This is a genomic window from Sulfitobacter noctilucae, from assembly GCF_000622365.1.
In the GTDB taxonomy this organism is placed as follows: Bacteria; Pseudomonadota; Alphaproteobacteria; order Rhodobacterales; family Rhodobacteraceae; genus Sulfitobacter; species Sulfitobacter noctilucae.
Genome location: NZ_JASC01000013.1, coordinates 189,784 through 216,618, shown reverse-complemented (window position 1 = coordinate 216,618; position 26,835 = coordinate 189,784). Strand labels below are relative to the sequence as shown.

28 protein-coding genes are annotated in these 26,835 nt (G+C 58.9%); 19 read left to right on the top strand and 9 right to left on the bottom strand.

Going from position 1 to position 26,835, the window contains the following annotated elements:
• The first annotated feature begins 36 nt into the window (after positions 1 to 36).
• From Z945_RS0107810 to Z945_RS0107770, 9 genes are all read left to right on the top strand, one after another.
• Positions 37 to 2,268 (top strand): transglycosylase domain-containing protein, encoded by a 2,232-nt coding sequence (locus Z945_RS0107810; protein ID WP_025051544.1) that lies wholly within the window; start codon positions 37 to 39, stop codon positions 2,266 to 2,268.
• 102 nt (positions 2,269 to 2,370) lie between these two features.
• A complete protein-coding gene (locus Z945_RS0107805) occupies positions 2,371 to 3,216 on the top strand; it encodes a PhzF family phenazine biosynthesis protein (protein WP_025051543.1) in 846 nt (281 codons plus the stop codon).
• Positions 3,217 to 3,337: 121 nt separating this feature from the next.
• On the top strand, positions 3,338 to 5,074 hold the full coding sequence (locus Z945_RS0107800; RefSeq protein ID WP_025051542.1) for a type I secretion system permease/ATPase: 1,737 nt from the start codon (positions 3,338 to 3,340) through the stop codon (positions 5,072 to 5,074).
• Positions 5,071 to 6,396: an HlyD family type I secretion periplasmic adaptor subunit gene (locus tag Z945_RS0107795; protein ID WP_025051541.1), complete on the top strand. Its 1,326-nt coding sequence runs from the start codon at positions 5,071 to 5,073 to the stop codon at positions 6,394 to 6,396. Before Z945_RS0107800 ends, Z945_RS0107795 begins: the two co-directional genes overlap by 4 nt.
• A gap of 80 nt (positions 6,397 to 6,476) precedes the next feature.
• Positions 6,477 to 6,935 carry a RidA family protein gene (locus Z945_RS0107790; RefSeq protein WP_025051540.1) on the top strand — a complete coding sequence of 153 codons (459 nt, stop codon included), beginning with the start codon at positions 6,477 to 6,479 and terminating at the stop codon, positions 6,933 to 6,935.
• Positions 6,932 to 7,693 (top strand): glycerophosphodiester phosphodiesterase family protein, encoded by a 762-nt coding sequence (locus Z945_RS0107785; RefSeq protein ID WP_025051539.1) that lies wholly within the window; start codon positions 6,932 to 6,934, stop codon positions 7,691 to 7,693. Before Z945_RS0107790 ends, Z945_RS0107785 begins: the two co-directional genes overlap by 4 nt.
• 51 nt (positions 7,694 to 7,744) lie before the next feature.
• A complete protein-coding gene (locus Z945_RS0107780; protein ID WP_025051538.1) occupies positions 7,745 to 8,932 on the top strand; it encodes a GNAT family N-acetyltransferase in 1,188 nt (395 codons plus the stop codon).
• Complete coding sequence (locus tag Z945_RS0107775) at positions 8,929 to 9,237, top strand: 4a-hydroxytetrahydrobiopterin dehydratase (protein WP_025051537.1); 309 nt, start codon at positions 8,929 to 8,931, stop codon at positions 9,235 to 9,237. The genes Z945_RS0107780 and Z945_RS0107775 overlap by 4 nt, the downstream gene beginning before the upstream one ends.
• Positions 9,237 to 10,193 (top strand): mechanosensitive ion channel family protein, encoded by a 957-nt coding sequence (locus Z945_RS0107770; protein WP_025051536.1) that lies wholly within the window; start codon positions 9,237 to 9,239, stop codon positions 10,191 to 10,193. Before Z945_RS0107775 ends, Z945_RS0107770 begins: the two co-directional genes overlap by 1 nt.
• Before the next feature lie 74 nt (positions 10,194 to 10,267).
• Here Z945_RS0107770 and Z945_RS0107765 read toward each other — a convergent pair whose 3' ends face one another.
• A complete protein-coding gene (locus Z945_RS0107765) occupies positions 10,268 to 10,756 on the bottom strand; it encodes a peroxiredoxin (RefSeq protein ID WP_025051535.1) in 489 nt (162 codons plus the stop codon).
• Between the two features lie 88 nt (positions 10,757 to 10,844).
• Here Z945_RS0107765 and Z945_RS0107760 point away from each other — a divergent pair, with 88 nt between their 5' ends.
• On the top strand, positions 10,845 to 12,053 hold the full coding sequence (locus tag Z945_RS0107760; protein ID WP_025051534.1) for an NAD(P)/FAD-dependent oxidoreductase: 1,209 nt from the start codon (positions 10,845 to 10,847) through the stop codon (positions 12,051 to 12,053).
• A complete protein-coding gene (gene rsmD / locus Z945_RS0107755; protein WP_025051533.1) occupies positions 12,050 to 12,610 on the top strand; it encodes a 16S rRNA (guanine(966)-N(2))-methyltransferase RsmD in 561 nt (186 codons plus the stop codon). The genes Z945_RS0107760 and rsmD overlap by 4 nt, the downstream gene beginning before the upstream one ends.
• Here the strand turns inward: rsmD and Z945_RS0107750 are convergent.
• Positions 12,594 to 13,805, bottom strand: coding sequence for an aminotransferase-like domain-containing protein (locus Z945_RS0107750; RefSeq protein ID WP_025051532.1), 1,212 nt, complete (start codon positions 13,803 to 13,805; stop codon positions 12,594 to 12,596). The two genes, rsmD and Z945_RS0107750, sit on opposite strands and share 17 nt — an antisense overlap.
• A 125-nt stretch (positions 13,806 to 13,930) precedes the next feature.
• Between Z945_RS0107750 and Z945_RS0107745 the strand changes: the two genes are divergently transcribed.
• Positions 13,931 to 14,116: a hypothetical protein gene (locus Z945_RS0107745; protein WP_025051531.1), complete on the top strand. Its 186-nt coding sequence runs from the start codon at positions 13,931 to 13,933 to the stop codon at positions 14,114 to 14,116.
• Here Z945_RS0107745 and map read toward each other — a convergent pair.
• The gene (gene map, locus Z945_RS0107740) at positions 14,107 to 14,919 is read right to left on the bottom strand and encodes a type I methionyl aminopeptidase (RefSeq protein ID WP_025051530.1); all 813 of its coding nucleotides are present in this window, start codon (positions 14,917 to 14,919) and stop codon (positions 14,107 to 14,109) included. The two genes, Z945_RS0107745 and map, sit on opposite strands and share 10 nt — an antisense overlap.
• A gap of 32 nt (positions 14,920 to 14,951) precedes the next feature.
• Positions 14,952 to 15,665, bottom strand: a complete 714-nt coding sequence (sfsA, locus tag Z945_RS0107735; RefSeq protein WP_025051529.1) for a DNA/RNA nuclease SfsA — start codon at positions 15,663 to 15,665, stop codon at positions 14,952 to 14,954.
• 47 nt (positions 15,666 to 15,712) lie between these two features.
• Between sfsA and Z945_RS0107730 the strand changes: the two genes are divergently transcribed.
• From Z945_RS0107730 to Z945_RS0107715, 4 genes are read left to right on the top strand one after another with little or no spacing between them, the layout of a single operon-like run.
• Positions 15,713 to 16,432: a competence/damage-inducible protein A gene (locus Z945_RS0107730; RefSeq protein WP_025051528.1), complete on the top strand. Its 720-nt coding sequence runs from the start codon at positions 15,713 to 15,715 to the stop codon at positions 16,430 to 16,432.
• 8 nt (positions 16,433 to 16,440) lie between these two features.
• The gene (locus Z945_RS0107725; RefSeq protein ID WP_241434480.1) at positions 16,441 to 17,148 is read left to right on the top strand and encodes a GNAT family N-acetyltransferase; all 708 of its coding nucleotides are present in this window, start codon (positions 16,441 to 16,443) and stop codon (positions 17,146 to 17,148) included.
• A gap of 12 nt (positions 17,149 to 17,160) precedes the next feature.
• A complete protein-coding gene (locus Z945_RS0107720) occupies positions 17,161 to 17,730 on the top strand; it encodes a peroxidase-related enzyme (RefSeq protein ID WP_025051526.1) in 570 nt (189 codons plus the stop codon).
• The gene (locus Z945_RS0107715; protein WP_025051525.1) at positions 17,727 to 18,662 is read left to right on the top strand and encodes an OmpA family protein; all 936 of its coding nucleotides are present in this window, start codon (positions 17,727 to 17,729) and stop codon (positions 18,660 to 18,662) included. Before Z945_RS0107720 ends, Z945_RS0107715 begins: the two co-directional genes overlap by 4 nt.
• Before the next feature lie 218 nt (positions 18,663 to 18,880).
• Here the strand turns inward: Z945_RS0107715 and Z945_RS0107710 are convergent, their stop codons facing one another.
• Together Z945_RS0107710 and Z945_RS0107705 are read right to left on the bottom strand one after the other, a co-directional pair.
• Positions 18,881 to 19,786: a LysR family transcriptional regulator gene (locus Z945_RS0107710; protein WP_025051524.1), complete on the bottom strand. Its 906-nt coding sequence runs from the start codon at positions 19,784 to 19,786 to the stop codon at positions 18,881 to 18,883.
• A gap of 147 nt (positions 19,787 to 19,933) precedes the next feature.
• Positions 19,934 to 20,875, bottom strand: coding sequence for a zinc transporter ZntB (locus tag Z945_RS0107705; RefSeq protein ID WP_025051523.1), 942 nt, complete (start codon positions 20,873 to 20,875; stop codon positions 19,934 to 19,936).
• A 213-nt stretch (positions 20,876 to 21,088) separates the two neighbouring features.
• Here Z945_RS0107705 and Z945_RS0107700 point away from each other — a divergent pair, with 213 nt between their 5' ends.
• Positions 21,089 to 22,063 (top strand): Hint domain-containing protein, encoded by a 975-nt coding sequence (locus Z945_RS0107700; RefSeq protein WP_025051522.1) that lies wholly within the window; start codon positions 21,089 to 21,091, stop codon positions 22,061 to 22,063.
• A gap of 3 nt (positions 22,064 to 22,066) precedes the next feature.
• Here the strand turns inward: Z945_RS0107700 and Z945_RS0107695 are convergent, their stop codons facing one another.
• Positions 22,067 to 24,094: an NADPH-dependent 2,4-dienoyl-CoA reductase gene (locus Z945_RS0107695; protein ID WP_025051521.1), complete on the bottom strand. Its 2,028-nt coding sequence runs from the start codon at positions 24,092 to 24,094 to the stop codon at positions 22,067 to 22,069.
• Between the two features lie 187 nt (positions 24,095 to 24,281).
• Between Z945_RS0107695 and Z945_RS0107690 the strand changes: the two genes are divergently transcribed.
• Positions 24,282 to 24,764 carry an RNA pyrophosphohydrolase gene (locus Z945_RS0107690; protein ID WP_025051520.1) on the top strand — a complete coding sequence of 161 codons (483 nt, stop codon included), beginning with the start codon at positions 24,282 to 24,284 and terminating at the stop codon, positions 24,762 to 24,764.
• Positions 24,764 to 25,240, top strand: coding sequence for a hypothetical protein (locus Z945_RS0107685; protein WP_037970781.1), 477 nt, complete (start codon positions 24,764 to 24,766; stop codon positions 25,238 to 25,240). Before Z945_RS0107690 ends, Z945_RS0107685 begins: the two co-directional genes overlap by 1 nt.
• A gap of 2 nt (positions 25,241 to 25,242) precedes the next feature.
• Here the strand turns inward: Z945_RS0107685 and Z945_RS0107680 are convergent, their stop codons facing one another.
• Together Z945_RS0107680 and Z945_RS0107675 are read right to left on the bottom strand one after the other, a co-directional pair.
• Positions 25,243 to 25,833, bottom strand: a complete 591-nt coding sequence (locus Z945_RS0107680) for a GNAT family N-acetyltransferase (RefSeq protein ID WP_025051518.1) — start codon at positions 25,831 to 25,833, stop codon at positions 25,243 to 25,245.
• A gap of 3 nt (positions 25,834 to 25,836) precedes the next feature.
• The gene (locus tag Z945_RS0107675; protein WP_025051517.1) at positions 25,837 to 26,826 is read right to left on the bottom strand and encodes an adenosine kinase; all 990 of its coding nucleotides are present in this window, start codon (positions 26,824 to 26,826) and stop codon (positions 25,837 to 25,839) included.
• Positions 26,827 to 26,835: the final 9 nt, after the last annotated feature.

Genomic DNA, 26,835 nt, shown 5'->3' with positions numbered 1-26,835 from the left:
ATGGTGCGAAAAAAGAGCAGCCGAGCAGGCAGAGTTATGAGTGATTCATCCAAGCGCAAGCGTCCGCTTGTTGCAGACAAACGTTATACGTCCAAATCGGCTGCGGCTTCTGGCAAGGCGGCGAAGAAACCCGTCAAGAAAAAGCCAACGAAGGTCACCCGCAAAAAGCCAGTGCCCAAAGCTGCGCGCCGGGGCGGTGTGTTGGGGTTTTTCAGCGCAGTGCTGCGCTGGATACTGCGTTTGATCTGGAAAATCACATGGCGGATCACGGCGGTGGTAACACTCGTGCTCGCGTTGGCGGTTGGCTATCTCTACACCACCCTGCCGCCGCTTGAAGCCTTGCTGGACGGTCGTGCCAAGGGGTCGGTCACAATGCTTGACCGGAACGGAGATGTCTTTGCCTGGCGTGGCGATCAGTTTGGCGGCGTGGTGACGGCAGATTCCGTGTCACCGCATTTGCGCAACGCGGTGATCGCGACCGAGGACAAACGGTTCTACCGTCATTTCGGCATCAGCCCCCGTGGCATTGCCTCGGCGGTGCGCATCAACCTGAGCGAGGGGCGCGGCCCGCTGTCAGGCCACGGTGGGTCAACCATCACACAGCAGGTGGCCAAGCTGATCTGCCTTGGTGAACCCTTTGACCCCTCCGCAGGCATTACCGAAAAAGAATACGAAGCAGGCTGTCGGCGCACCTCCATCCAACGCAAGGCCAAGGAAGCGCTCTTTTCGATGGCGATGGAGGCGAAGTATTCCAAGGACGACATCCTATCGATCTATCTGAACCGTGCATATATGGGCGGTGGGGCTTTCGGGGCTGAGGCGGCGGCGCAACGGTTCTTCAGCAAACCGGCGGCGGCGCTCAGTGTGGCGGAAGGGGCGATGCTGGCGGGGCTATTGACGGCACCCACAACGCTTTCTCCCACCAACAACCTGGACCGCTCGCAAAACCGCGCGGCCACAGTCGTCCGTTTGATGGAAGAACAAGGCTATCTGAGTGCCAAGGAAGCAGCAGCGGCACGCGCCAACCCTGCGGAACTGTCCGAGGCGGCAGAAGCCCGCGCGGGCGGCTATTTCGCCGATTGGGTTATGTCGACGGGGCCGGAGTTCTTTACCCGCAACACCACAGAGGATGTGCGCATCAAAACCACGCTGGACCAGCGCATTCAGAAAGCAGCCGAGGACGGGTTGAAATGGGTGTTCGACAACAAGGTCCGCGAAGGCTCAAAAGCGCAGGCTGCCATTGTCGTGATGTCGGCGGATGGCGCGGTGCGGGCGATGGTCGGCGGGCGCAAGACCAAGGTAGCAGGGGCCTTCAACCGCGCGACCCAGGCGCTTCGCCAGACCGGATCGGCGTTCAAACCCTTCGTCTATGCGGCAGCGCTTGATCTGGGCTATTCGCCCAACGATCTGATCGACGACTCTCCCTACTGTCTCAACATCCCCGGTTCGGGTGAATGGTGTCCGCGAAACTATACCAATTCGTTCAAGGGTCAGGTGACGCTGACACAGGCGTTAAAGGATTCGCTTAACATCCCGGCGGTCAAGATATCAGAAAGTGTGGGCCGCGAGTTAGTCAGTCAGGTTGCAACCCAATTCGGCATTCAGAACGATCTGGCCGCAGGACCCGCGCTGGCGCTGGGCGCTTCCGAGAGCACGTTGATCGAGATGACAGGGGCCTATGCGGGCATCCTGAACGGTGGGTCATCCGTGACGCCGTACGGCTTGGTCGAGCTGACATTGCTGGGCGATGACAGCCCGTTGATGGGCACCGGCGGCGGCATCGGTGAGCGCGTTGTGCAAGAAAGTGCGGCGGGCGAGCTGATCTATATGATGGAAAAGGTGATCGCAGAAGGGACCGGCCAGCGTGGTCAGTTTGGCGGGCGCCAACTGGCTGGTAAAACGGGCACCACCTCTGCGGCCAAAGACGCCTGGTTCATCGGGTTCTCCGCGGATTATGTTGCCGGGGTCTGGATGGGGTATGACGATAACACGCCGCTCAAGGGTGTGACGGGTGGCGGATTGCCAACTGACATCTGGCGCGAAGTGATGAGCCGCACGCATGAAGGATTGCCGCTGACGCCCTTGCCGATGGTCAAACCCGGCCCGGCGACAGGATTTGGTGAGCCTGCGGTGGAGGCGCCCGCTCCGGTACAACAGCAAGCGCCGCGCGAAACCGGTGGTACCATCATTGATCAGGTCTTGCGCGATATCTTTGGCGGCGGTGGGTCAGGCAACAACATACCGGCCCCGAGTGGCGGTGACCGTTAGGGCTGATTGCTTGGTACGATGCGATCTGCTTGGATCTGCATTTATCTGATACTGTTTCACCAGTTTGTCATCGTTTAGGCCTAGCGGGGGTGGAGCATGGCTATGGAACCGATCAAAATCACGTCCTTTTCTGAACGGGACGCGGGGGGCAATCCGGCCGGTGTCGTGATCGCCGAAGTGCTACCGGCCCCTGAAGAGATGCAGCGCATCGCGGCAGACTTGGGTTTTTCCGAAACGGCCTTTGCAGCGCCCCGGAGCGGCGGCTGGACCGTCCGCTATTTCGCCCCTGTCGGAGAAGTCGCCTTTTGCGGTCATGCGACGATCGCACTGGGCGCGGCCCTCGGCGCGCAATATGGCGCGGGCCGGTTTGATCTGTCGTTGCAGAATGGCAAGATTTCGGTTGAGGCGGAAAAAAGGGGCGATCGGTGGCACGCAGCATTGCAATCGCCCGAAACATGGTCGCGCCCGTTGGACGACGATCTGCGCTATGCCTTGCTCGACGCCTTTGCTCTGTCGGATGGTGATCTTGATCCTGCGCTGGCCCCTCGGCTGGCCTTTGCTGGAGTGCAGCATGCGGTTTTGACACTGAAAGAACGATCGCGATTGGCACAGATGTCCTATCCATTTAATGCGATGCGCGACCTGATGGCGGCGCACGATCTGGTCACGGTCAACCTGCTGCACATAGAATCGCCGCGGCTGTTTATTTCGCGGAACGCCTTCGCCAGCGGGGGCGTGATCGAAGACCCCGCGACCGGCGCCGCCGCTGCAGCACTCGGGGGCATGCTGGTCGATCTTGACTGGGACGGCTTGGGGCGTGGTGGCAGCTTTGATGTGCGGCAGGGCGAAGACATGGGCATGCCTTCCGCTTTGCGGGTCGATGTGACCGGCACGCCAGGCGCTTCCGTGCGGGTCAGCGGCGCGGTGCGCTGGATGGATGAGGCTTGAAAAGGCTTCGTTAACCACCCTGCCCAACGGCAATCCAATCTTAAACAACACCTGTTCTTACTGCGCCGGGCTAGCACCGGCACAGGCCTTTGTCGGTGTGCGATTTGAGTGGGAAACAAAGATGCGCAGCGATCACACAAGACGCGGATTGCAAGAGTTGCGTCAGGTGCGCCAGCAGGATCATGCGCTGTTCTGGGTCGTGGGCCTGTTCAGCCTGTTCGCCAATTTGCTAATGCTGACAGGGCCGCTCTATATGCTGCAGGTCTATGATCGGGTTCTGTCTTCCGAGTCGACCGAGACATTGATCGCTTTGTCGCTGCTGGTTCTATTCCTTTATGGCGTGATGGCCGCGCTCGATTTTGTGCGCGGAAGGATCATGGCGCAGGTCGGGCTGCGGGTCTGGCGGGCCCTTCAGCACCGGGTTTTTGTCGCGGTAATGCGCAAGGCGGCGGTGTTGCCCGATGAACGTACAACCAGCGGATTTTCTGATCTGGATATGTTGCGCCGCGTGATCGCAGCACCTGTTGCATCGGCGGGGTTCGACCTGCCTTGGACACCTGTCTTCTTTGCTGTGATCTTTATCTTTCATCCGCTTCTTGGCGGCTTGGCGCTGCTGGGCGCTGGGGTGTTGGTGGCGCTTACCATCGCAAACCAGATGCTGTCATTTCGCAACCAAGCGGCGGCAGGCTATCATGGGCAAGCCGCCACGAACTTGGCAGAGCAGTTGCGGTCCGAAGCTGAATCAGTGCGGGCGATGGGCATGACAGGTGCAGCTTTTGCCCGATGGCAACAGGCCAATGATCTGGTACTGAGCGCAGATATGGCGGCGGCGGACACCGGCGCGGGGTTTTCGGTTTTTGGCAAAGTGCTGCGCCTTTTGCTGCAATCCGCGATGCTGGGGCTAGGGGCCTGGCTGGTGATGAGCGATCAGATGACGCCGGGCGGCATGATTGCAGGATCCGTTCTGCTGGGGCGTGCATTGGCTCCGGTTGAAGTGCTGCTGAACCAATGGCCGATGGCACAGCAAGCGCGACTAAGCTGGACAAACCTTGCCGCGCTTTTGGGGGAAGTGCCTGCTGAAACACCGCGTATCGCGCTGCCAAAACCCGCCGCGCGGTTGGCAGTGCAGGGCATGACCGTTGTGCCGCCGGGTGACCGGATCGCGGCACTTAGATCGGTTAGCTTTACGGTGGAGCCGGGGCAGGCTGTCGGTGTGATCGGTCCTTCCGGAACAGGCAAATCCACATTGGCACGCGCATTGGTCGGCGTCTGGCCGACCGCCGGAGGGCATATCCGTTTGGACAATGCAACGCTAAATCAATACGAGCCTGATGCTTTGGGCCGCCACATCGGATATCTGCCCCAACGAGTCGAGCTTTTTGACGGCACTGTCGCGCAGAACATTTCCCGGCTATCGCCCGCGCCAGATGATGACGCTGTGGTGCGTGCCGCGCGTATGGCCGGCGCACATGAGATGATCCTTGGTTTGCCGCAAGGCTATGACACGCGCATAATTGCGGGCCAGCTTCGCCTGTCAGGGGGGCAACTACAACGGATCGGTCTGGCACGGGCGCTTTATGGCGAACCAGTCATCGTGGTGTTGGACGAGCCCAATTCAAACCTCGACAACGCCGGATCGGCCGCGCTGAACCACGCGATACGCCAGATGAAGGAAATGGGACGATCGGTCCTGATTATGGCGCACCGTCCAGCGGCGATCCACGAATGTGATATGTTGCTGGTTCTGGATGGCGGGATGCGCGTGGCCTTCGGCCCCAAGGAAGAAGTCCTCAAGGGCATGGTCAAGAATGCCAAATCTATCCAGACCGTTTCTCCCGCAGCGGCGGGCATGCGATGAAAGCATATGCAGCCCCCGCCTCGTCCGTGCCCGAGCCAAAGCTGCTGCGCTATGTTGTTGCCGGTGTCATAGCGTTGGGCCTACTGCTTGCCGGGTTTGGCACTTGGGCCACGCAAACCAGACTGGCAGGGGCGATTATCACACCGGGGGTGGTGCAGGCAGACCTCAACCGGCAAATCGTGCAGCACGCGACCGGCGGTATCGTGAGCGATGTTCTGGTGCGCGACGGGGATCTGGTCTCCGAAGGGGATGTTCTGGTCCGCCTTGATACCGGTGCCGCGCAAGCCGCCCTTGCCGCAGCGCAAGAGCACCTGTTTGATCTTTCCGCCCAAAGAGACAGGCTGCGTGCAATCTATCTCGATAATCAATCGGTGTCCTTCGCACCTTTTCTATTGGCCTACAGCGATCAACATCCCGCACTGTCGGCCTTGCTGGCAGGTCAGCGCGAAATGTTTCGGGCAGCGCAGGCGACCATGTCCGAACAGGTCAATCAACTGCGTCAGCAAACCGCGCAAATCAATGCGCAGCTTGCGGGGATCGACGGACACAACGCTGCCCTACAAGTGCAACTCACATTGATTGAAGTGGCACTGGAAAACCAAAAGGACTTACTGGCCCGCAGGCTGGTGCCTGCCGCGACGGTGCTGGACCTTGAACGCGAAAGATCGCGGTTGCTGGGTGATATCGCGCAGGTGGTCGGACAACGTGCGCAAGCGAAAGAGCGGCTTGCCGGTGTCGAGGTGGAGCGGTTGCAGCGGATGGCGCAGCACCGCGAGAAGGCGATCCTGCAGGCCGGAGAGCTGGAAACGCCAATGCGTCGGTATCGCACTGAAGTACAATCCTTGCAGGCGCAGATCGCGCAGGCCGAGATCCGGGCGCCGGCGTCAGGCATTATCTACGGGATGAAGATACACGCTGCACAGTCTGTGCTGCGCCCGGCCGAGCCGGTTCTTTATATTGTACCGCAGGATAGACCACCTATTTTTGTGGCACAGGTCTCGCCCAGACATATTGATCAGGTGCAGGTGGGCCAGTCCGTCAAGCTGCGGTTGTCAGCGCTGGATCAGCGGCTGACGCCAGAAATACTCGGGAAAGTGTCCACTATCTCTGCGGACGTCATCACCGATGAAAACACTAACGCGTCCCACTACCGCGTAAGTGTCGCTCCGCTTGCAGGTGAATTGAACAAGCTGCCTGAGGGCGCGGTTCTGTTGCCGGGTATGCCGGTGGAGGTCTTCTTGCAGACAGGGACCTGGTCGCCGCTCCAGTATCTGACAAAGCCGGTGGCGGATTATTTCGCCCGTGCCTTTCGTGAAAGCTGAGACTTGGCAGCGGCGGGGGCTTTTCGTTCCTGTGCAGGCCCGCTAGTTTGCAGAAGAATAATATCAGCTAGGATCCCGACATGAGCATTACCAACCGATTGGAAGAGCTGGGCGTCACTCTAACGGACGCGCCCGCTCCGGCCGCGAACTATGTCCCCTTCGTTCAGATCGGAAACACGCTTTATGTGTCGGGGCAGATCTCGAACGGTTCTGACGGGTTGATCAAAGGCAAGCTGGGCGCGGACATGGATGTGGATGCCGGGGCCGCCGCTGCCAAGGCTTGCGCAATCAGCCTGTTGGCGCAGGTCAAAGCGGCTTGCCAAGGCGATATCGAACGGTTGGTGCGGGTGGTCAAGCTGACCGGTTTCGTAAACTCAACGCCTGACTTCACCGATCAGCCCAAGGTCATCAACGGATGCTCTGACTTTATGGTCGAAGCGCTGGGCGACCTTGGCCGTCACGCACGTTCGGCCGTTTCTGCCGCGTCCCTGCCGCTGGGGGTCGCTGTCGAGATTGAAGGCATTTTCGAGATCAAATGACACTGCCGCACTCTTTTTATGAGGTGCCATTGGCGCATCGTGCCTTGCATGACGTCAGCGATGGCCGCCCTGAAAACAGCCGTGCCGCTATTTCAGCCGCAATTGCGGCGGGCTATGGCATTGAAATTGATCTTCAGTTGAGCGCGGATGAAAGACCGATTGTCTTTCACGACTATGCGCTTGAGCGGTTGACAGGTGCCAGAGGGGCGGTGCGTCTGCGCACTGCGGATGATCTGGCCGCAATCCCTTTGACCGGTGGCAATGAGGGCATACCGGACCTGCCTGAAGTGCTTGATCTCATTGCAGGGCAGGTGCCCCTGCTGATTGAGATCAAGGACCAGGATGGCGGCATGGGTGCCGATGTGGGCGCATTGGAGCGGGCCACAGCGGCGGCATTGCAAGGCTATCAAGGGCCACTGGCGGTGATGTCTTTCAACCCGCATTCCGTGGCAGCGATGGCCGAACTTTTGCCAGATGTACCACGCGGTATCACGACCAGCGCCTACCGCTATGAGGATTGGCCGCTGCCGCGTTCTATCTGTGATCATCTGCGCGCGGTCCCCGACTACGACAGGGTGGGAGCGTCCTTTATCAGTCATGAAGTCAGTGATTTGGCCGCACCGCGTGTTGCAGCGCTTAAGGCGCAGGGCGCGATGGTCTGTTGTTGGACGGTGCGCGATATTGAGCAGGAAACGCAGGCCCGCGCCATTGCCGACAATATTACCTTCGAAGGTTATGCCGCAGCGCTTGGCGCTTGAACCCCGCGCCATCAGGCACAGATAAGGGGAAAGGCATCCCAAGGGCAGGATATGAGCACGCAAAGCATCGAAATCAGGCTGATGGGCGATATTGCCGAGATCGGTCAGCCCGCATGGGATTCCTGCGCCTGCCCCGAAGCCGCGGATGGCGGACGGCCAAATGATCCCTTCACAACTTACCGGTTTCTCTCGGCGCTTGAGGACAGCGGTAGTGTGGGGCCGGGCACGGGCTGGCAACAGCAACACCTTGCGGCTTTTGTCGAAGATGAACTGATCGCGGTGTCACCGCTCTATGCCAAAGTCCATTCGCAGGGCGAGTACATATTCGACCACAACTGGGCCCACGCCTATGAGCGGGCGGGCGGGCAATATTATCCCAAATTACAGATCGCCGTGCCGCACACGCCAGTGACGGGGCGGCGCTTTCTGACCAAGCCGGGGTTCGAGGACATTGGACGACAGGCATTGATCCAAGGGGCGATGCAGGTGACAGACAACAACGATCTGTCCTCGGTGCACATCACCTTCTGTACGCAGGCAGAGGCTGAATATGCCGAAACTCTCGGCATGATGATCCGCAAGAACCAACAGTTCCACTGGCGCAACCATGACTACGCTGATTTTGATGGCTTTCTTGCCAGCCTTAATTCCCGCAAGCGCAAGAACATCCGCAAGGAACGTGCACAGGCGCAGAGTTTTGGTGGGACGATCCAGACCTTTACGGGTGATCAATTGCAGCCTGAGCACTGGGATGCCTTCTGGCAGTTTTATCAGGACACTGGCGCGCGCAAATGGGGCACGCCGTATCTGACGCGGGCGTTCTTTGACTGCGCACAAGAAACGCTCCGCGATGATATGGCGTTGGTGCTGGCCGAAAGGGCCGGACGCTGGGTGGCGGGCGCATTGAACTTTATCGGGGCCGATGCGTTGTTCGGGCGGTATTGGGGTTGCACAGAGCATCACCCCTGCCTGCATTTTGAACTGTGCTATTATCAGGCCATCGACATTGCGATTGCAAACGGGCTATCGACCGTAGAGGCGGGCGCACAGGGTGAACACAAGCTGGCACGCGGCTATTTGCCCACGGCAACCTGGTCGCTGCACTGGATGCGAGATGCGGGGTTTGGTCGCGCGGTCGGAGAATACCTTGAGGCCGAGCGTGATGCCGTTGACCACGAGATTGAAGTTTTGACAGAATACGGACCTTTCAAGCAGGTCCGTATCGAGGAGCAGGAATGACTGAGAGATTAAGCGAAGAAACGCGAAAAACAGTGCTGGAACCCCTTTATGCCAGTGGTTGGGAACTCATAGATGGCCGGGATGCAATCCATAAGACGTTCGTATTTGACGATTTTGTCCATGCCTTTGGTTGGATGACGCAGGTGGCGATCTGGGCCGAAAAATGGGACCACCATCCGGAATGGGACAATGTCTACAAGACGGTGAATGTGACCCTGACGACCCATGATGTTGATGGCCTGAGCGCCCTTGACGCCAAGCTGGCGCGCAAGATGGACGGCCTCGCAGGGAGCGCAGCGGGCTGATGGAGGAAGTAGCAAATACCGTCGACGGCTTCATGACCTCGGAAATCTGGAATGGCAAAAGCCTGTCCGATCTGTTGACGCTTGAATTTTTGGCAAGCGCAGCGGGGTCAATCCTTGGGGCGATCACCATCATCCTACTGGGCTGGATCGTATCCGCCTGGCTGCAGCGGCGGGTGTCCAATCTGGGGCGCAAGAACAGGCATCTGGACGAGATGCTGTTCGACTTTCTGGCATCCATTGTCCGTTATGTCGTGCTGGGCTTTACCTTATTGTTCGTCCTCAACACCTTTGGGGTGCAAACCACCTCGGTTGTTGCTGTCATCGGTGCCGCCGGTTTGGCGATTGGTCTGGCGTTACAAGGTACGTTGTCGAACGTGGCGGCCGGGGTCATGTTGATCCTGTTCCGGCCGATCAAGATCGGGGATTTCGTCGAGGTTGCAGGTCAGATGGGCACGGTAAAGGTCATCAATCTGAACTTCACCGAACTTGCCGATCTAAGCAACGTGCAAGTCATCGTGCCCAACTCCGAAGTCTGGGGCAATGTGATTACCAACTACTCCAGCAATGCCACGCGTAGGGCGGAATGGACCTTTGGCGTCGGGTATGGTGCCAATTTGAAGGATGCGGAAAATATTATCCGTGACACAATCATGGCCGACGAACGCGCACACAGCGATCCGGCACCCTTTATTCAGGTCACGAACCTGGGCGACAGCTCCGTCGATTTTCTGGTGCGGGTGTGGTGCAGCGCGGGCGATTATTTCGCCTTCCGCGCAGATATGACACGTGAGGTCAAAGAAGCACTGGACGCAGGCGGCGTTGATATTCCGTTTCCCTCACGGACCATATTCTATGCTAATAGCGACGCGGAAGGGGAAGCGAAGAAGGAGACAACATCCACGGACGTTGCGCCTTTAGAGAGCCCTGCCGCACGTCAGGATCATCGCGAAGATTGATCGGGTTAGCAGGACCGAAAAACAATCGGGGCGTCCAGATGGACGCCCCGATTTTCTTTCAGACAAGCGTAGATTTACATGCTGGCAAGCAGCGCCTCACCACCAGAAACATCACAGACGCCGGGATTTTCTTCGGCCTGGAAAAGGGTCACTTTGCCGTCATCTACCAACATGGCATAGCGCTTGGATCGCGCCACCAGACCGGCAGGCGGTGCGTCAAAATCCATACCGATGGCCTTGGTGAATTCGGAAGATGAATCCGCTAGCATGGTGATGCCTGCATCCGCGGCACCCGTGGCCTCGCCCCAGGCTTTCATCACGAAAGGGTCGTTGCAAGAAACGCAAATGATCTCGTCCACGCCCTTGGCGTCGAAATCACCCTTGGTGCGCACAAAGCTGGGCACATGAGCAGAATGACATGTCGGTGTGAAAGCACCCGGCACAGCAAAGACAACAACTTTGCGGCCCTTCAGCTTGTCGGACATCTTTACAGGCGAGGGCCCTTCGGCACCCATTTCCACAAGAGTTGCGTCGGGCAGATTGTCACCTTGGGAGATTGTCATAGGATAGGCCTTTCATGTCATTGCGTTTGTTCTATCGCAGCATATAGGTTTTGCGGGCAGGTGCGACCAGTGATTGCGGGAGAGTTTTATGAGCCATGTGGTAGTCGTGGGCGCGGGGCAGGCGGGATCATCGCTGGTGGCCAAACTGCGCAATGGTGGTTTTGACGGCGATGTGACCCTGATCGGTGCAGAGCCGGTGCCCCCCTATCAGCGGCCCCCGCTGAGCAAAGCCTATCTGATGGGTGATATGACATTGGAGCGGTTGTTTCTGCGGCCCGAGAGTTTCTATGCCGAGAACAACATCAATTTGCGGATGGGTCAGGCGGTGACGGCGGTTGACGCTAAGGCAAAAACCATCGCGCTGGCGGGCGAGGTGTTGGCCTATGATGATCTGGTGCTGACGACAGGTTCGGTGCCGAACCGGCTGCCCTCTGCCGTTGGCGGGGATCTAGGCGGCGTGCATGTGGTGCGCGATCTGGCGGACGTGGATGCCATGGCCCCGCGCTTTGCCAAAGGTGCGCGGGTATTGATCGTGGGCGGAGGCTACATCGGGCTGGAGGCGGCATCGGTCGCGGCCAAGCTGGGCGTGCAAGTCACGCTGGTTGAGATGTCAGACCGCATCCTGCAACGGGTCGCCGCCCCCGAGACCAGCGATTTCTTTCGTGATCTACATAAGCAGCATGGTGTCGATATTCGCGAGGGCGTCGGGCTGGAGCGGCTGACGGGGGACAGCGCAGTGACTGGCGCGGTACTGAGCGATGGCAGCACGCTTGAGGCGGATTTCGTCATTGTCGGCGTGGGGATCAGACCCGCAACCGCGCTTGCTGAAATAGCAGGCGTGACGATTGAGAATGGCATCAAGGTGGATGCGCAAGGGCGTACTTCGTTGCCCGGCATATGGGCTGCGGGGGATTGCACGTCGTTTCCCTATCGCGGCGGGCGTATCCGGCTGGAATCGGTGCCCAATGCAATCGAACAAGCGGAATGTGTGGCCGAAAACCTGATGGGAACGGCCAAAGAATATGTGGCGAAGCCATGGTTCTGGTCGGATCAATACGATGTGAAACTGCAGATCGCCGGGCTGAACACCGGATATGACCGGGTGGTCACACGGCGGGCCGATGCGGATTCGGTGAGCTTCTGGTACTATGGCGGGGGCCGCTTGCTGGCCGTGGACGCCATGAACGATCCACGCGGTTATATGGTGGGCAAACGGCTGATCGAGGCTGGAAAGACGCCGGACCCTGCCGCCGTCGCGGATGCGGCGACCGACCTCAAGGCGATGCTAAAAGCATGAGGATCATTGCAGGACAATTTCGCGGTACGGTTTTGGCCGAACTGGGCAAGGGCGACGCGGCAGCACATCTGCGCCCCACCTCTGACCGCGTGCGCGAAAGCCTGTTTTCGATGCTGACGCACCACGATGTGCTGGTCGGAGCCAATGTGCTGGACCTGTTCGCCGGAACCGGCGCTTTGGGGCTGGAGGCCTTATCTCGGGGCGCTGAACGAGTGTGCTTTGTCGAAAATGGCCGAACGGCGCAAAAGCTGGTGACCGAAAACATCGCAAAGCTGCGCGTCAAGGACACTGCCACACTGGTGCGTGGCGACGCCACTGCGTTGGGAGCCTGGCCGATGGCCCCCTTTGATCTGGTGTTTCTCGATCCGCCCTATGGCAAAGGCATGGGGCAGGTGGCGCTGGCTTCGGCATTGGCTGGCGGATGGCTGGCACCAGCAGCGACGGTTGTCTGGGAAGAGGCGGCACCCATGTTGCCGCCCAAAGGCTTTGAGCGGATCGACAAACGAAAATACGGCGACACGCATGTCACCCTGTTGCGCGTTACAGCGCAGCCCTGATCGCGGCTCCGAGGCGTTTCATGCCTTCCACGATCTTGGTATCATCCGCGAGAGAAAAGCTGAGCCTGAGGGTATTTGCGCCCGAGCGATCTGCAAAAAACGCCTGTCCGGGCACGAAGGCCAGCTTTTGCGCCTCAAGCGCGGATTTCAGCAGGTCACCCCCGTCGATGGTCTTGGGCAGGGTCAGCCAGATGAACATGCCGCCTTCCGGTTTGGTCCATGTCACGCCTTCGGGCATATGCTCGGCAAGTGCGGCCAGCATGGTATCGCGGCGCGCGGCATAAGTGCGGCGGAGCGTGGTGGTATGTTCTGCGAAAACCGACCGCGCCACCGTGTTCACTGCCATCTGGTTGAGCGTAGCTGAATGCAGGTCAGCGGCTTGTTTCATCAACACCAACTGGCTGATCACCGGGGCCGCGCCACAGACCCAACCGACTCGCAAACCGGGGGCCAGGGATTTGGAGAAACTCCCGCAATACAGCGTGCGGCAAGCGTCAATGTTGCCTTTCCGGGCGATCTCAAGCGCGAGCATGGGCGGGATCGGATCACCGTCATAGCGCAATGATTGATAGGCGCTGTCCTCGATCACCGCGATGTCCAAATCATCCGCCAGATCAAGGATGCTCTCGCGCGCTTTCAGATCCAGTGTTTCGCCGGTGGGATTGGCAAAATCGACAGAGGCGTAGGCGAATTTCACCCGCCCGCCTGAGGCTTCTGCGGTTTCCGCATAGTCCTGAGCGGACCGGTTGCCGCCGGGTATCAACCGGTCATAGGTCGGTTCATAGGCGTTGAACGCCCCCAAGGCACCCATGTAGGTGGGCCATGTGACCAGCGCCGTGTCGCCGGGCGACAGCATCATTTTACCCAGATAATCCAGCGCTTGTTGCGAGCCGGAAGTGATCAGCACGTTGTCGCGGGTGCAGGGTACGCCCAGTTCGGCCATTTGATCAACGATCCAGTCGCGCAGGGGGCCGTAGCCTTCGGAGACCGAATATTGCAGCGCGGCGCTGCTGTTCGCAGGTGACAGCGCATCGGTCAGCGCTTCCTGAAAGGCTTGCGTCGGGAACAGCGCGGGGTCGGGGATGCCACCCGCAAAAGAAATAATATCGGGCTGGTCCAGCAGCTTGAGCAGTTCGCGAATCTCGCTCGCCTTCATGCGGTCCATGCGCGTGGCAAAAATATTGGTCCAGTCCATTACAGAATCCCTCCCTGTTTTGGCGAAATCATCACGGATCGCAATTTATGGCAACAATTATTACCTATTTCCGCCTGGATGGAACACTATTTAAAAAATAGAGCATTATCAGGTATATTCAGCACATGACTGATGCGAGCTACATCAAGGGAGCCTTTGTCGCCCCAAAACAGAAAGCACCCAGCCTGCCGTTGCCCAAACCGCAACCCTTTGGTGGACCTGTGTTTATCCATGACTGCGTCACCCCGCTGGCGGGGGAAACGGTGCTGTCACTGCTGATGAAGCGGATGATGAAAGACGATCAGCCGTAGGTGGGATGAAAAATTCCGCCGGGCGATTGGGTGAAAATCTCTACCCCGTCTTCGGTTACGCCGACAGAATGTTCGAACTGCGCAGACAAGGATTTGTCGCGGGTCACCGCGGTCCAGTCGTCTGCCAGTGTTTTGGTTTCCGGCCGTCCAAGGTTCACCATCGGCTCGATCGTAAAGAACATGCCGGGTTCAAGAACGGCACCCGTACCGGGTTTGCCATAGTGCAGAACATTGGGCGGCGCGTGGAAAACACGGCCCAGACCGTGGCCGCAGAAATCGGTAACCACGCCCATGCGGTGACCTTCGACAAAAGTCTGGATCGCGTGACCGATATCGCCGAATGTGTTGCCGGGTTTAACCGCGTCAATCCCGCGCATCAAGCTGTCATGGGTGACGTCGATCAACCGCTCCGCCTTGCGCGGCAGCTTGCCGGCCACATACATGCGTGACGTGTCGCCGAACCAGCCGTCGACAATGACCGTGACATCAATGTTCAGAATGTCGCCGTCTTTCAGCTTTTTGTCGCCGGGGATACCGTGGCAAACAACGTGGTTCACGCTGATGCAGCTGGCGTGCTTGTAGCCTTTGTAACCGATGGTCGCCGATTTTGCGCCTGCGTCATTCACCATTTGCTCGATGATGCGATCCAGCTCACCGGTGGTTTGGCCAACGGTCACATGCGCGGCAATATCGTCCAGAATGGTCGCAGCCAGCCGCCCTGCGGCATGCATGCCAGCAAAGTCGGAAGGATCGTAAATGCGGATACCGTCTTTGGTCTGGCGGCCTCGGTGTTGTTCGTTCACCGGTTTCTCCTATCGGCTAGTATTGAGTCTTCTTAGCGCGTGGGGCCGACAAGGGCCAGAGGCGCTGAAATCCGCACCTCTTTAGGGGTGATATGGGTGCCGATGCACATGGTTTCCACCCCTGCCTGCGTTGCTAAAACATGAGCCGCCGCATAAGTCGGGTCAATATCCTGTGCCATCGCGACCTGTGCGCAATCGGTGCGTTGCACAAGATAGAGCAGAACGGCGCGGTGCCCGGCGCGGGCGACGGTGGCCAGTTCGCCAAGATGTTTGGCCCCTCGTGCGGTCACGGAATCGGGAAATTCGGCCAGTCCCGGCTGGCGGCACAAGGTAACGGATTTCACTTCCACATAGGCATCCGGCAGTCCCTCAGCGCTCAGCAGAAAGTCGATGCGGGAGTTCTCTCCGTATTTCACCTCCGGTTTGACGGTGGTGTATCCGGCCAGTGCTTCGATCTGTTGCGCCTCCAGCGCGGCGCGCACGGCCCTGTTGGGCAGCGACGTATCGACGCCGGTGAAATGGCCGTTTTCATGGTCTACCAATCGCCAACCGTATTTCAGCTTTTTCTTGGGGTCGTCATTGGGTTCCAGCCATATTTTGCTGCCGGGTTCGGCCAGTCCCATCATGGAGCCGGGGTTGGCACAATGGGCCACCACCTCGCTCCCGTCCTCCAGTGTGCAATCGGCCAGAAACCGTTTGTAGCGGCGGATCAGACGGGCGGGGACAAGTTCGGTTTGAAAGCGCATGGGGCGCGGCCTATACCCTATCCAAGACCCGCTCAAGGAGAAGCGCCATGACCAACCCCACCGCCGCCATGATTGTGATCGGAGACGAGATTCTGTCAGGACGCACCCGCGACAGCAACATGCATCATCTAGCCGGTCAGTTGACGGAGGCAGGCATTGATCTGAAGGAAGTGCGCGTTGTGGGTGACGAGCGCGGCACAATCATCGCAGCGGTACAGGCCTTGGCGACAGTGTACGACTACGTCTTTACCAGCGGCGGCATTGGCCCCACCCATGATGACATTACCGCCGATTGCATTGCTGCCGCCTTTGATGTCGGGATCGATGTGCGCGCGGATGCAAAGGCCGTTCTTGCGGAGCACTACGCAAAATCGGCGACCGACCTGAACGACGCGCGGCTGCGCATGGCGCGCATCCCCGATGGCGCGACGCTGATCGACAATCCGGTGTCCGCTGCACCGGGCTTTCTGCTGCGCAACGTGCATGTGATGGCGGGGGTGCCTGCGGTGTTTGAGGCAATGGTCGCGTCTGTTCTGCCAACGTTGACGGGCGGTGCGCCCTTGATCAGCAAGACGATGCGGATCGAACGGGGGGAGGGTGACATTGCCGGTCCATTGGGGGTGCTGGCTAAAGAGTATCCGCTCCTGTCGATGGGCTCTTATCCGTTTCAGAAAGACGGCAAATACGGCGCGCATATCGTGATCCGGGGCAATGACGCCGACGAGATCGACGCGGCGTTGGGCAAGCTTGCGGTGGCTTTTCCGTGAACCCGTCCTTGTCAGAACTGTTTGCCGCTGCCGAAGCAACCTGGCCCGCTGCGCGATGTTGGCAGGACCACGGATTTACCCTGCGTGACGGGCAAGGCGGGGGCCAGCGGGTGTCTGCCGCGACAGCTGATGGTCCGGTGACCGCAGCACAGATAGATGCCGCAGAGGGAGCGATGCGCGAAATGGGTCAAACGCCGCTGTTTCGCTTGTTGGGTGATGCGCCTGACTTGGACGAGGCGCTTGTAGCGCGAGGGTACATCGCCAAAGACCCGACCACCGTTTACGTCCTGCCGATTGAACAGCTTACCGACAAAGATATTCCCCCAGTCACAGCTTTTTCAATCTGGGAGCCTTTGGCGATCATGAATGAGGTCTGGGAGACTGACGGAGTGGGGCAAGCGCGGCGCGATGTGATGGCGCGTGCAGCCTGCAAAACGGCTGTGCTTTCGCGTTGGAACGAAAAGCCGGGCGGTGTGGCTTTTGCTGCGGTGCATGGCAAGATCTGTATGGTGCACGCGGTTGTCGTGCTGGCCCACCAGCGCCGACAGGGCGTAGCGCAATGGATGATGCGTCGCGCTGCTTTCTGGGGGCAGGCGCAGGGGGCAACGCATATGGCGGTGCTTTGCGTGGATGACAACGAAAGCGCGAACGCTCTGTACCGGGCTCTGGGCTTTGCCGCCATGGGCGGATACCATTATCGAAAGCACCCGGATTAAAGGATATTTCCCATGGCTGATGACATGCCCACCGCCCTTGACCTGCCGATGATGGACCCGCTGCCGGAGGACACGAAGAAATACTTCGACATCTGTCAGGAAAAGCTGGGCATGGTACCGAATGTCCTGCGGGCCTACGCCTTTGATGCGGAAAAGCTGAACAGTTTCACGGCGATGTACAACGATCTGATGCTCAGGGACAGCAACCTCAGTAAGCTGGAGCGCGAGATGATTGCGGTGGCGGTCTCCTCGGTCAACAAATGCTTTTACTGCCTCGTCGCGCATGGCGCGGCAGTGCGGCAGTTGTCGGGGGATCCGGCATTGGGTGAAGCTTTGGTGATGAATTACAAGGTTGCGAATGTCAGCGCCAAACAGATGGCGATGCTTGATTTCGCCGTTCAACTGACCCGCGAAAGCGCCAGTGTGGTCGAGGCTGATCGCCAAAAGCTGCGCGAAGCAGGGTTCAGCGACCGCGACATCTGGGACATCGCCTCGGTCGCGGCGTTTTTCAACATGACCAACCGGGTCGCTAGCGGAACCGATATGCGCCCCAATGCCGAATATCACGCACAGGCCAGATGATCCGCGCCGTCGCTGCACTGGTCTTCCTGCTTGCAGGGCCGGCTGCGGCACTGGAATTCAGCCTGCCTGCCACGGCACGCCAAACCGTCGAACGCGATACCGCCCCTGATATCTATGATGCGCCGGTGGGCGTCTTTGCGGATGGCAAAGTGCCGGTTGTCACGGTCGAAGGGCCAGTGCGGCGCAGCGCTTGGCGGCTGGATTCGCCGGGGTTGACGCCGTTCCAGGTGATGCGTCCCTTGCGCACTCAATTGATCGATGCCGGATATGAGATTGAGCTGGATTGTCGTGCCGTTACCTGCGGCGGTTTTGATTTTCGCTTTGCCACCGAAACGCTGCCCGGCCCAAACCTCTATGTGAACATCCGCGCCTTTCAATTCGTCACGGGGTTGCGTCGGGATGAGGGTAAGGTGGTCGAAGTGATCACGCTGCTGGCCAGCACATCTGCGACCTCTGCCTATGTGCAGATCATTCAGGCTGGCGAGGTTTCCTCCGTTTCGGCGACCGCAGCGGCAGATGCGCCACTTCTTGTTTCAAACGATAAGGACGTGGAAAAAGGTGTCACTGCGCAGTTGCTGTCCGCAGGCCATGCTGTGTTGCCCGATCTCGATTTTGCCACTGGCACGACCGATCTGGGGCCGGGGCCTTTCGGGTCTTTGACCGAGCTTGCAGCATTCCTTGAGGCGCAACCTGACATGCGGATTGCACTGGTCGGGCATACGGATACGGTGGGGGGGTTGGACACTAACATCAGTATTTCCCGCGCCCGTGCCCGTGCTGTGCGCCAACGGTTGATCGAAAGCTACGGCATTTCGGGTGCACGGCTGGATGCCGAAGGCATGGGATATCTTGCGCCTGTCGCCAACAATCTCAACCCAGCGGGCCGCGAAAGCAACCGACGCGTTGAAGTGGTCCTGCTGGGGGCAGAGTAGCGCATAAAGCAGGTGATTATTGCCGCGGGCTGAAAACGTATCGTCGTGGTCCGCGCCATCTTCATGCTCGGATCTGCCGTCCTCCAAATCAATTACAAAGCGTTCTTGGCAGGCGTTAAACTGTCACGGCACTTCCGGGAAAACGAAAAAGCCCCCGATGCGAGAAGCGCAACGGGGGATCAGTTTCACCGAGGGAGGCGGTGTCTTGGTGTGGTGTCTTACCAGTCGCTGGGGCCTTTTTCGGCAAATTCATGGACCAGAAAGTCGATAAAGGCGCGGACCTTGGGCTGGGTAAAGCGACCCGGCGGATAGACGGCATAGATGCCTTGGGTTTCCAGCGGAAGCTCGGGGATGGCATCTTCGACCAGCCCTTTCTCCATCGCGTCCGAGTAAAGAAAGCTAGGCAAATAGGCGATGCCGAGGCCGGAGATTGCGGCGTTCAGCAGAGATTGACCATCGTTGACCGACAGCCAGCCTGCGGTACGGACCTGACGCTTTTCGCCCGAGGGCGCGGTCAACTTCCAGACGTTGCCGCTGGACTGGTTGGAGTAGTGCAAAAGCTTGTGATCGTTCAGATCGTCGATCTTCTCGGGGCGCCCGTATTGTTCAAAATACTTCGGGGATGCGATCATGCGTTTTGTGGTTTCAGTCAGCTTGCGGGCCCGCAGCGTACTGTCTTCCAACTCGCCGATGCGTACGGCCATGTCGAAGCCTTCCGAGATCAGCTCAACATAGCGGTTGTTCAGGACCATGTTCACCGTGATGTCGGGAAAATCTGACAGGAACTCTGACAAGGCGGGTGACAGGTGGTTCACGCCAAAGTCGGTCGCGACCGAAATGCGCAGAAGGCCTGAGGGTGCCGATTGCATGGACGTGACCAGCGCATCGGCTTCGCCTGCGTCGTTCAGAACGCGGCGTGCGCGGTCGTAGTATGCCAGACCGATTTCTGTCGGGCTGACGCGGCGGGTTGTCCGGTTCAGCAGACGTGCGCCGAGGCGGGCCTCAAGCGAGGAAACATGTTTGGACACGGCGGATTTCGAGATCCCCATCTTCTTTGCGGCATCGGTAAAGCCTCCCTGATCCACCACGGTGGCGAAAGCTTCCATTTCTGTCAGGCGGTCCATACCCGCTCCTTCACATCACTTCATTTGAAAGAGTGTATGCGGATCAAATCAGGCAGGAACGGGGCAGGGGTGGGACAGTAGCAAGGTAATTGAGCGGATCGTTCAGGGCGCGGAAACAGGTGAACGCTGTGTTTCCACAATATAATCTCAAAGCCAACGCACCCAACGCAGGACGGCGACCATACCAACGGCAAGCGCCACCATAGACAGGCATAAGACAGCAAAGGCATAGGGCGATTCTGCGCCGATCATGCCATTCAGGTTCACACCAAACAGTCCCGTTATAAAGCTGAGCGGCAGAAAAATTGCTGCGGCGACGGACAGAACATAGGAATGTCGTGCCTGTCTTTGAGCGACGTTGGTGTCATGTTCGTCCTGAACCGAGATCAGCCTGTCGCGCAATTCGTCCAGTTCTTCGACCGCGATGGTAGAGCGGTTGGCCAATTCGCGTAATTGCAGGGCGTTGGGTTCCGGTAGGATGGGAATGTCGACTGCGGCCAGTTTTGCCAGCGCCGTGCGTTGCGGCTCTAGATAGCGGCGCAGGCGGATGATGCTGCGGCGGGTTTCGGGCAGATCGCGTGGGGGCGGGGTGGTCAGGTCTTCCAGATCGGTCTCATAATGGTCCGTCAGCTTTTCGATGGTGTCGATGTGGGTTTCGACCCTGTCTGTTAGCCCGGCAATCAGCGTTTCCAGAAACGCGGCTGTAGTGAGGGGAGCACGGTCCGCGCCACAGCGCTGGCGGATCAGATCAATGGCGAATACCTTGCGGCGGCGCACCGTTATGATCACATCATCCGCCGCCCACATCCGAAGTGAGATCATCTCGTCTGCCTGCGATCCGGTGTTCATATTAATACCACGAAGGTTCAGGATCAGCCCGTCATTGAACCGGTCACACCGGGGCCGCGTTTCGCTTTGCAGTAGCGCACCGGCGGGAATGGATGGCAAATGTTGGTGCACCCAATCGGCAAAATCCGGATCGGTCATGTCATAATGCCACCAGCGATATCGCCCCGGTCCAGTCAGGTTGCGGTCTGTTGGAACGGAGGTTGTTCCATCTGCGGCGACGTCAAAGACACATATCGGCATAAAGGCATTCCATTGCTTTGCTGGCAACGATGCCCTTTTCGCAAACCTCGCACAATTGCCAGACACAATTATTCTGACCGCCATGATTGACGGGGGCGTGTGCGGCCCGCCAGATGCATGATTAACCTTAATAATGTCCAAATGATGCCGCGCTGTGAGCGCAGACATCGCTCAGATGACAAGGCCTAGTGTTTTCGTTTCCAAGTGCCCGATATGCCCTTTGTCTATATCTACAGCCCAGATGATTTTGTCACCGCGCCCCCGATCGAAGCGGGTGCTGCGGCAGATGGCGTGGCACCTTTCGTGCTTACCCTTCGCCCCGGTGCGAAACCAACGGTGGTTGAGATTACGGATGACGATACCGTTTTTGACGAAATTGATGCCACACAAAGCATCACCAATGACATTGATCTTGATGGCACGACCTATGCCGCGGGCACCACGATCAATACCGCCTATGATCTGATAAATACGACCACCGGCCACCGCGTTACATCGGTACATTTTGGCGGCGACGGCTATCAGCAAGGGGCCGTGGCCGGCATCGCCTCAACAGAGATTTTGCAGTCAGGTCAAAGCTATACTTTTGATGCCGAACGGACGTCGCACCAGCAGAACAATCAATATGCGGACTATGTCGCCTGTTTTGCGCATAGCGCGATGATTGATACAGATCGCGGCCCCGTTGCAGCGGGCGATTTACAGCAGGGCGATCTGGTGGTGACCATGGACCAAGGGTTGCAACCTTTGCGCGGTGTGCTGTCCCAGTCTGTCGCGGCAATCGCCCAATTTGCGCCTGTGGTTTTTCCAGTGGGAATCCTTGGCAATACAATCGAGATTGTGGTCTCTCCCCAGCACAGGATGCTGCTGACCGGACCACGGGCCGAGCTTTTGTTCGGTGAAGCAGAAGTGCTGGTGCCTGCTGTTTTTCTGGCAGAGCACGGGTTGGGCTACCGCCGCGAAGGCGGTTCCGTGCGCTATATCCACCTGGTTTTCGACACCCATCAGATCATCTTTTCGGGCGGATGCCCGAGCGAATCCTTTTTGCCATCGGATCAAACCCATCTGCCAATGGCGGTGCAGACAGAGCTACTGTCACTCTTCCCGTGCCAGGATGTGATGACCCGCGCAGGCCAAGCTGCGCGTGTCTGTTTGCGCCGGCATGAAGTCGCCGCGCTGGTTGCTTAAGGCCTAGAGCGCCGCGGCAAGCCGTGTGCCTTGGTCAATGGCGCGCTTGGCGTCCAGTTCGGCAGCCACGTCGGCCCCACCAATCACATGGCAGGTCTTGCCTTTCGCCTCCAGTGCGTCGGCAAGAGACCGTTCAGACAGTTGCCCGGCACACAGCACAATCGTATCTGCCTCAATCAGCGTCGGCTTTTCGCGGGCCTCCCCGAATGAGATATGCAGGCCGTCCGCGTCGATCTTTTCGTAGTTCACACCGGCGATCATCTTGACCTCTTTCATGGTCAGCGAGGCGCGGTGAATCCAACCGGTCGTTTTGCCCAGCCCTTTGCCAACCTTACTGGTTTTCCGTTGCAGCATGGTAACCTCACGCGCCGGTTTGTGCGGCTGCGGGCCTTCGGGGGCCAGACCGGCGCGATGCTCGGCCGGATCGGCCACGCCCCATTCCTTCATCCATTCCGGCAGGTTCAAAGTGGTGCTTTCGCCGTCATGCACCAGATGTTCGGACACATCGAACCCGATGCCGCCCGCGCCAATCACGGCAACGCGCTGTCCCACCTCTGCCGTGCCGTTCAGCACGTCGATATAGCTGACGACATTGCTCGCGTTTTGGCCGGGGATTTGCGGATCACGCGGCACAACGCCGGTGGCGATGATCACTTCATCAAAGCCGTCCAGATCGTTGGCGCTGACCTCGGTGTTCAGCTTCACGGTCACGCCCAGCGTTTGCACCATCTCGCGGTACCAATCGACGAACCCCCAGAATTCTTCTTTGCCTGCGACCTGTTTGGCCAGGTTCAGCTGCCCGCCAATTTCGCTTGCACGGTCAAAGACTGTAACCTTGTGCCCGCGTTCCGCCGCTGTCAGCGCCGAAGAAAGCCCCGCCGGGCCAGCGCCGACCACCGCAATATTCTTGGGGGTTGATGCTTCTTCGACAACCAGCTCGGTCTCATAGCAGGCGCGGGGATTGACGAGGCAGCTTGAGATTTTGCCGCCAAAGGTGTGATCCAGACAGGCCTGGTTGCAGGCAATACAGGGCGCGATTTGCGCGGCCTTGTCGTTCATCGCTTTCAATACGAAATCAGGATCGGCCAACATGGGCCGCGCCAGCGACACCATGTCGGCGCAGCCATCCGCCAGCACCTCTTCGGCCACGACGGGGGTATTGATACGGTTCGATGTGATCAGCGGAATGCCGACTTCGCCCATCAGTTTCTTTGTGACCCATGCGAATGCCGCGCGGGGCACGGAGGTTGCGATGGTGGGAATGCGTGCCTCGTGCCAGCCGATGCCTGTGTTGATGATCGTGGCCCCGGCTTTCTCGATTTCCTGCGCCAGTTTGACAACCTCTTCGTAGGTTGATCCGTTGGGCACCAGATCAATCATCGACAGCCGGTAGATGATGATAAATTCCGGCCCGACCGTCTCGCGCACGCGCTTGACCACCTCGATTGGCAGGCGCATCCGGTTCTCGTATGAGCCGCCCCAGCGATCCTCCCGTTTATTGGTATGGGTGACAAGGAACTGATTGAGGAAATATCCTTCCGATCCCATCACCTCGACCCCGTCATACCCCGCCTCCTTGGCGCGGCCCGCACAGGCGGCAATATCGGCGATCTGCTTTTCGATGCCTTCTTCGTCCAGCTCTTTCGGGGCGAACATGGAAATCGGGGATTTGATCGCAGAGGGGGCGACACAATCGGGTGAAAACGCATAGCGGCCCGCATGCAGGATCTGCATGGCGATCTTGCCGCCTGCATCGTGCACACGTTTGGTGACAATGCTGTGGTTCTTCACGTCTTCGTCCGACACCATCATCGCGGCACCATGGGCGACCGATCCTTCAGAATTTGGCCCGATCCCGCCTGTCACCATCAGCCCCACTTCGCCGCGCGCGCGGGTGGCATAGAATTCGGCCACGCGGTTCCAGTCTTTGGTTTCCTCAAGTCCGGTATGCATCGACCCCATCAGCACGCGATTTTTCAGCGTGGTGAATCCCAGATCGAGGGGGGCGAGCATATGTGGATAGCTGGACATCGGGCGAACCTTTCTGGCTGTGGCGGTGTCAGGCAGCATTGCCGCAATGACCCTTTGTGTCACGCCAAACGCGGCGTCATCTGATTGCTATTGGATATCAACGCGGCGCTTGGCACAACAGCAGACGTGGACGGCGCTGGCCGTGCCATGATACCTCTGCCGCAATTGCCCAAAGGAGCCGTGTCAGATGACCCCAGACGAGATTGCAAAACTGCCCTATCGCCCTTGCGCAGGCGTGATGGTGCTGAACGCAGAGGGCGCGGTTTTTGTAGGTCAACGCAAGGACCGTTTCACCGAAGCCTGGCAAATGCCCCAGGGTGGAGTCGAGAAGGGCGAAGCACCGCGCGATGCCGCCCTGCGCGAGTTGGAAGAAGAAACCGGTATAAGCCGCGACAAGGTGAGTGTGCTGGCCGAGACAGCGGGCTGGGTGCCCTATGATTTGCCGCATGATCTGGTGCCGCAGCTGTGGAAAGGCAAGTTTCGCGGGCAAGAGCAGAAGTGGTACTTGCTGCGCTTTCATGGGGAAGACACGGATGTGAACATCGAAACTGAGCATCAGGAATTTTCCGCTTGGAAATGGATGGCTGTCGATGATTTGCTGGACAGCATCGTCCCATTCAAGCGTCCCGTCTACGAGGCTGTTTTGGCTGAATTCAAGGATGCTCTGTGATGCGTGCGCTGCTGTTTGCCATTGCTTTGCTGGCCCCTGCACCTGCCTTTGCCTTGTCTTGTATGGCCCCCTCCGTTGAACGCAGCTTTGCCCAGTTTCAGGAAGCGGAAGAGGTTTATATTGTCGTGCACGGCAAGCTGAACTTCGATCCGGAATTGCTTCCCGAAGGTATGACGCAGGATCCTCTACCGCCGGAGCTCACATTGGTGTCCGCACATCTGAAAGGCGCCTCGCTGACCACGGACGGCTTTGTGCGGTCCTATGACCAGCCGGTCACGCTGGAGGTAAGCTGCGCTGGCCCATGGTGTGGCAACGCCAAGACCGGCGAAGATATCGTGGCTTTTGTGCGCAAAGACGAAGACGGTTATGCGCTGGCCATCAGGCCCTGTGGCGGTGCGGTTTTTGGTAGCCCGGAGCCGGAGATGCTGCAGCAGCTGCACACCTGTTTCGTCGGGAAAGAATGCACGGCGCGTTGATCTCAGCGCACCAAAGGCACGTGCGATCCCGCATCTTCGGGTAGAAGGCCCGTCAGGCGCGGATCGTCTTCGATCTCGACCTCTAGCTTGAAGGGGGTGAAACCGCTGCGCTGGTAAAAGGCCATCGCCTGCTGGCTGTCGAGCGTGCAGGTATGGACATAGAACCGCTCGATCGGGGCCGCCCAGGCCCGTGCAATCGCCTCGTTCATCAGGTACCGGCCCGCGCCGGTGCCGATCAGCGCATCGGCCAGACCGAAATAGGCCAGCTCGCAAACACCTTCTTGCCGAAAGTCGAGCTCCAGCAGTGCCTCGTCCTGGCCGTTCCGGGACAGCGTAAACAAGGCGACCTTCGGATCGTTCAGCACTTCCATCAGGGCCGCATCGCTCAGCTTACGCCGCCCGTTCCACAGCCACGCCCGACCCACGCGGTCGAACATATCACGGTACCACTCCAGATCGGGGGCGACCTGCCGAAAGGTGACGTCGCCGGGCAGGCTCGCCTCGCGCGGGGCTGGCTTGGCCGTCATCTCAAGATGCGTCACGACAGTAGCCACTTTGCCCGCGGGTACCTCAAAGATACCGTCTTTCATCATGGTTCAGACCAGCCCTTCCGCTTTAAACACCGCCAGCATGTCCTTTTGCGGGCGCGGCCCGATGTGGCTGATCACTTCGCCTGCACACAGGTTGCCCATACGCCCGCATGTCTCAAGGTTCAGCCCCTTGGCCAGACCATAGAGGAACCCGGCTGCGAATTGATCCCCGGCACCGGTGGCATCCACGGGAGTAACCTCGGTCACGGGCACATCGACGCGGGTGCCGTCCTTGATCACACTCACGCCATCGCCGGAGCGGGTGGCGACCACGATGGGACAGATGTCAGCGGTCTTTGACAGAGCGGCCTCGAAATCGTCGGTTTCGAACAGTGATTTCAGCTCGGCCTCATTGCCAATGACATAGCCCAGATCATTCTTGATCAGGTCCAGAAAGTCGGCGCGGTGCCGCTCGACGCAGAACGGATCGGAAATGGCGATGCCTGCCATGCCGCCGCCCGCCGTGTTGGCGCGTGCAGCTTCGCGAAAAGCGGTCTTGCCCGCGTCCTGATCAAACAGATAGCCTTCGAGGAACATCATCCGCGCAGTGCCCGCCACATTCGCAGGCACATCCGCCGAAGACAGCCCCGTCGAGATGCCAAGATAGGTATTCATCGACCGTTCCCCATCGGGGGTGACAAAGATCATGCTGCGCGAGGTCGGTGCCTCGCCATCCGCTACGGGCGCATTGACGAAATCAATACCGTGATCGGCCATCGCGCTGGCGTAGAAGGTGCCAAGTTCATCGTCGCGCACGCGCCCGATGAAAGCAGTGTCCAGACCCAGCGCACCGGCCCCGGCGATGGTATTGGCGACCGACCCACCGGGCGTTTGCACGCAGTCTTTCATCGCAGAATACAGCACTTCGCCGCGGTCCTGTTCGATCAGCTGCATGATCCCTTTCTCGATGTTCATATCGGTCAGGAATTTGTCGTCCGTCTGGCTGATCACATCCACAACGGCATTGCCGATGCCAACAAGGTCATAGGTTTTCATGGGGAATCC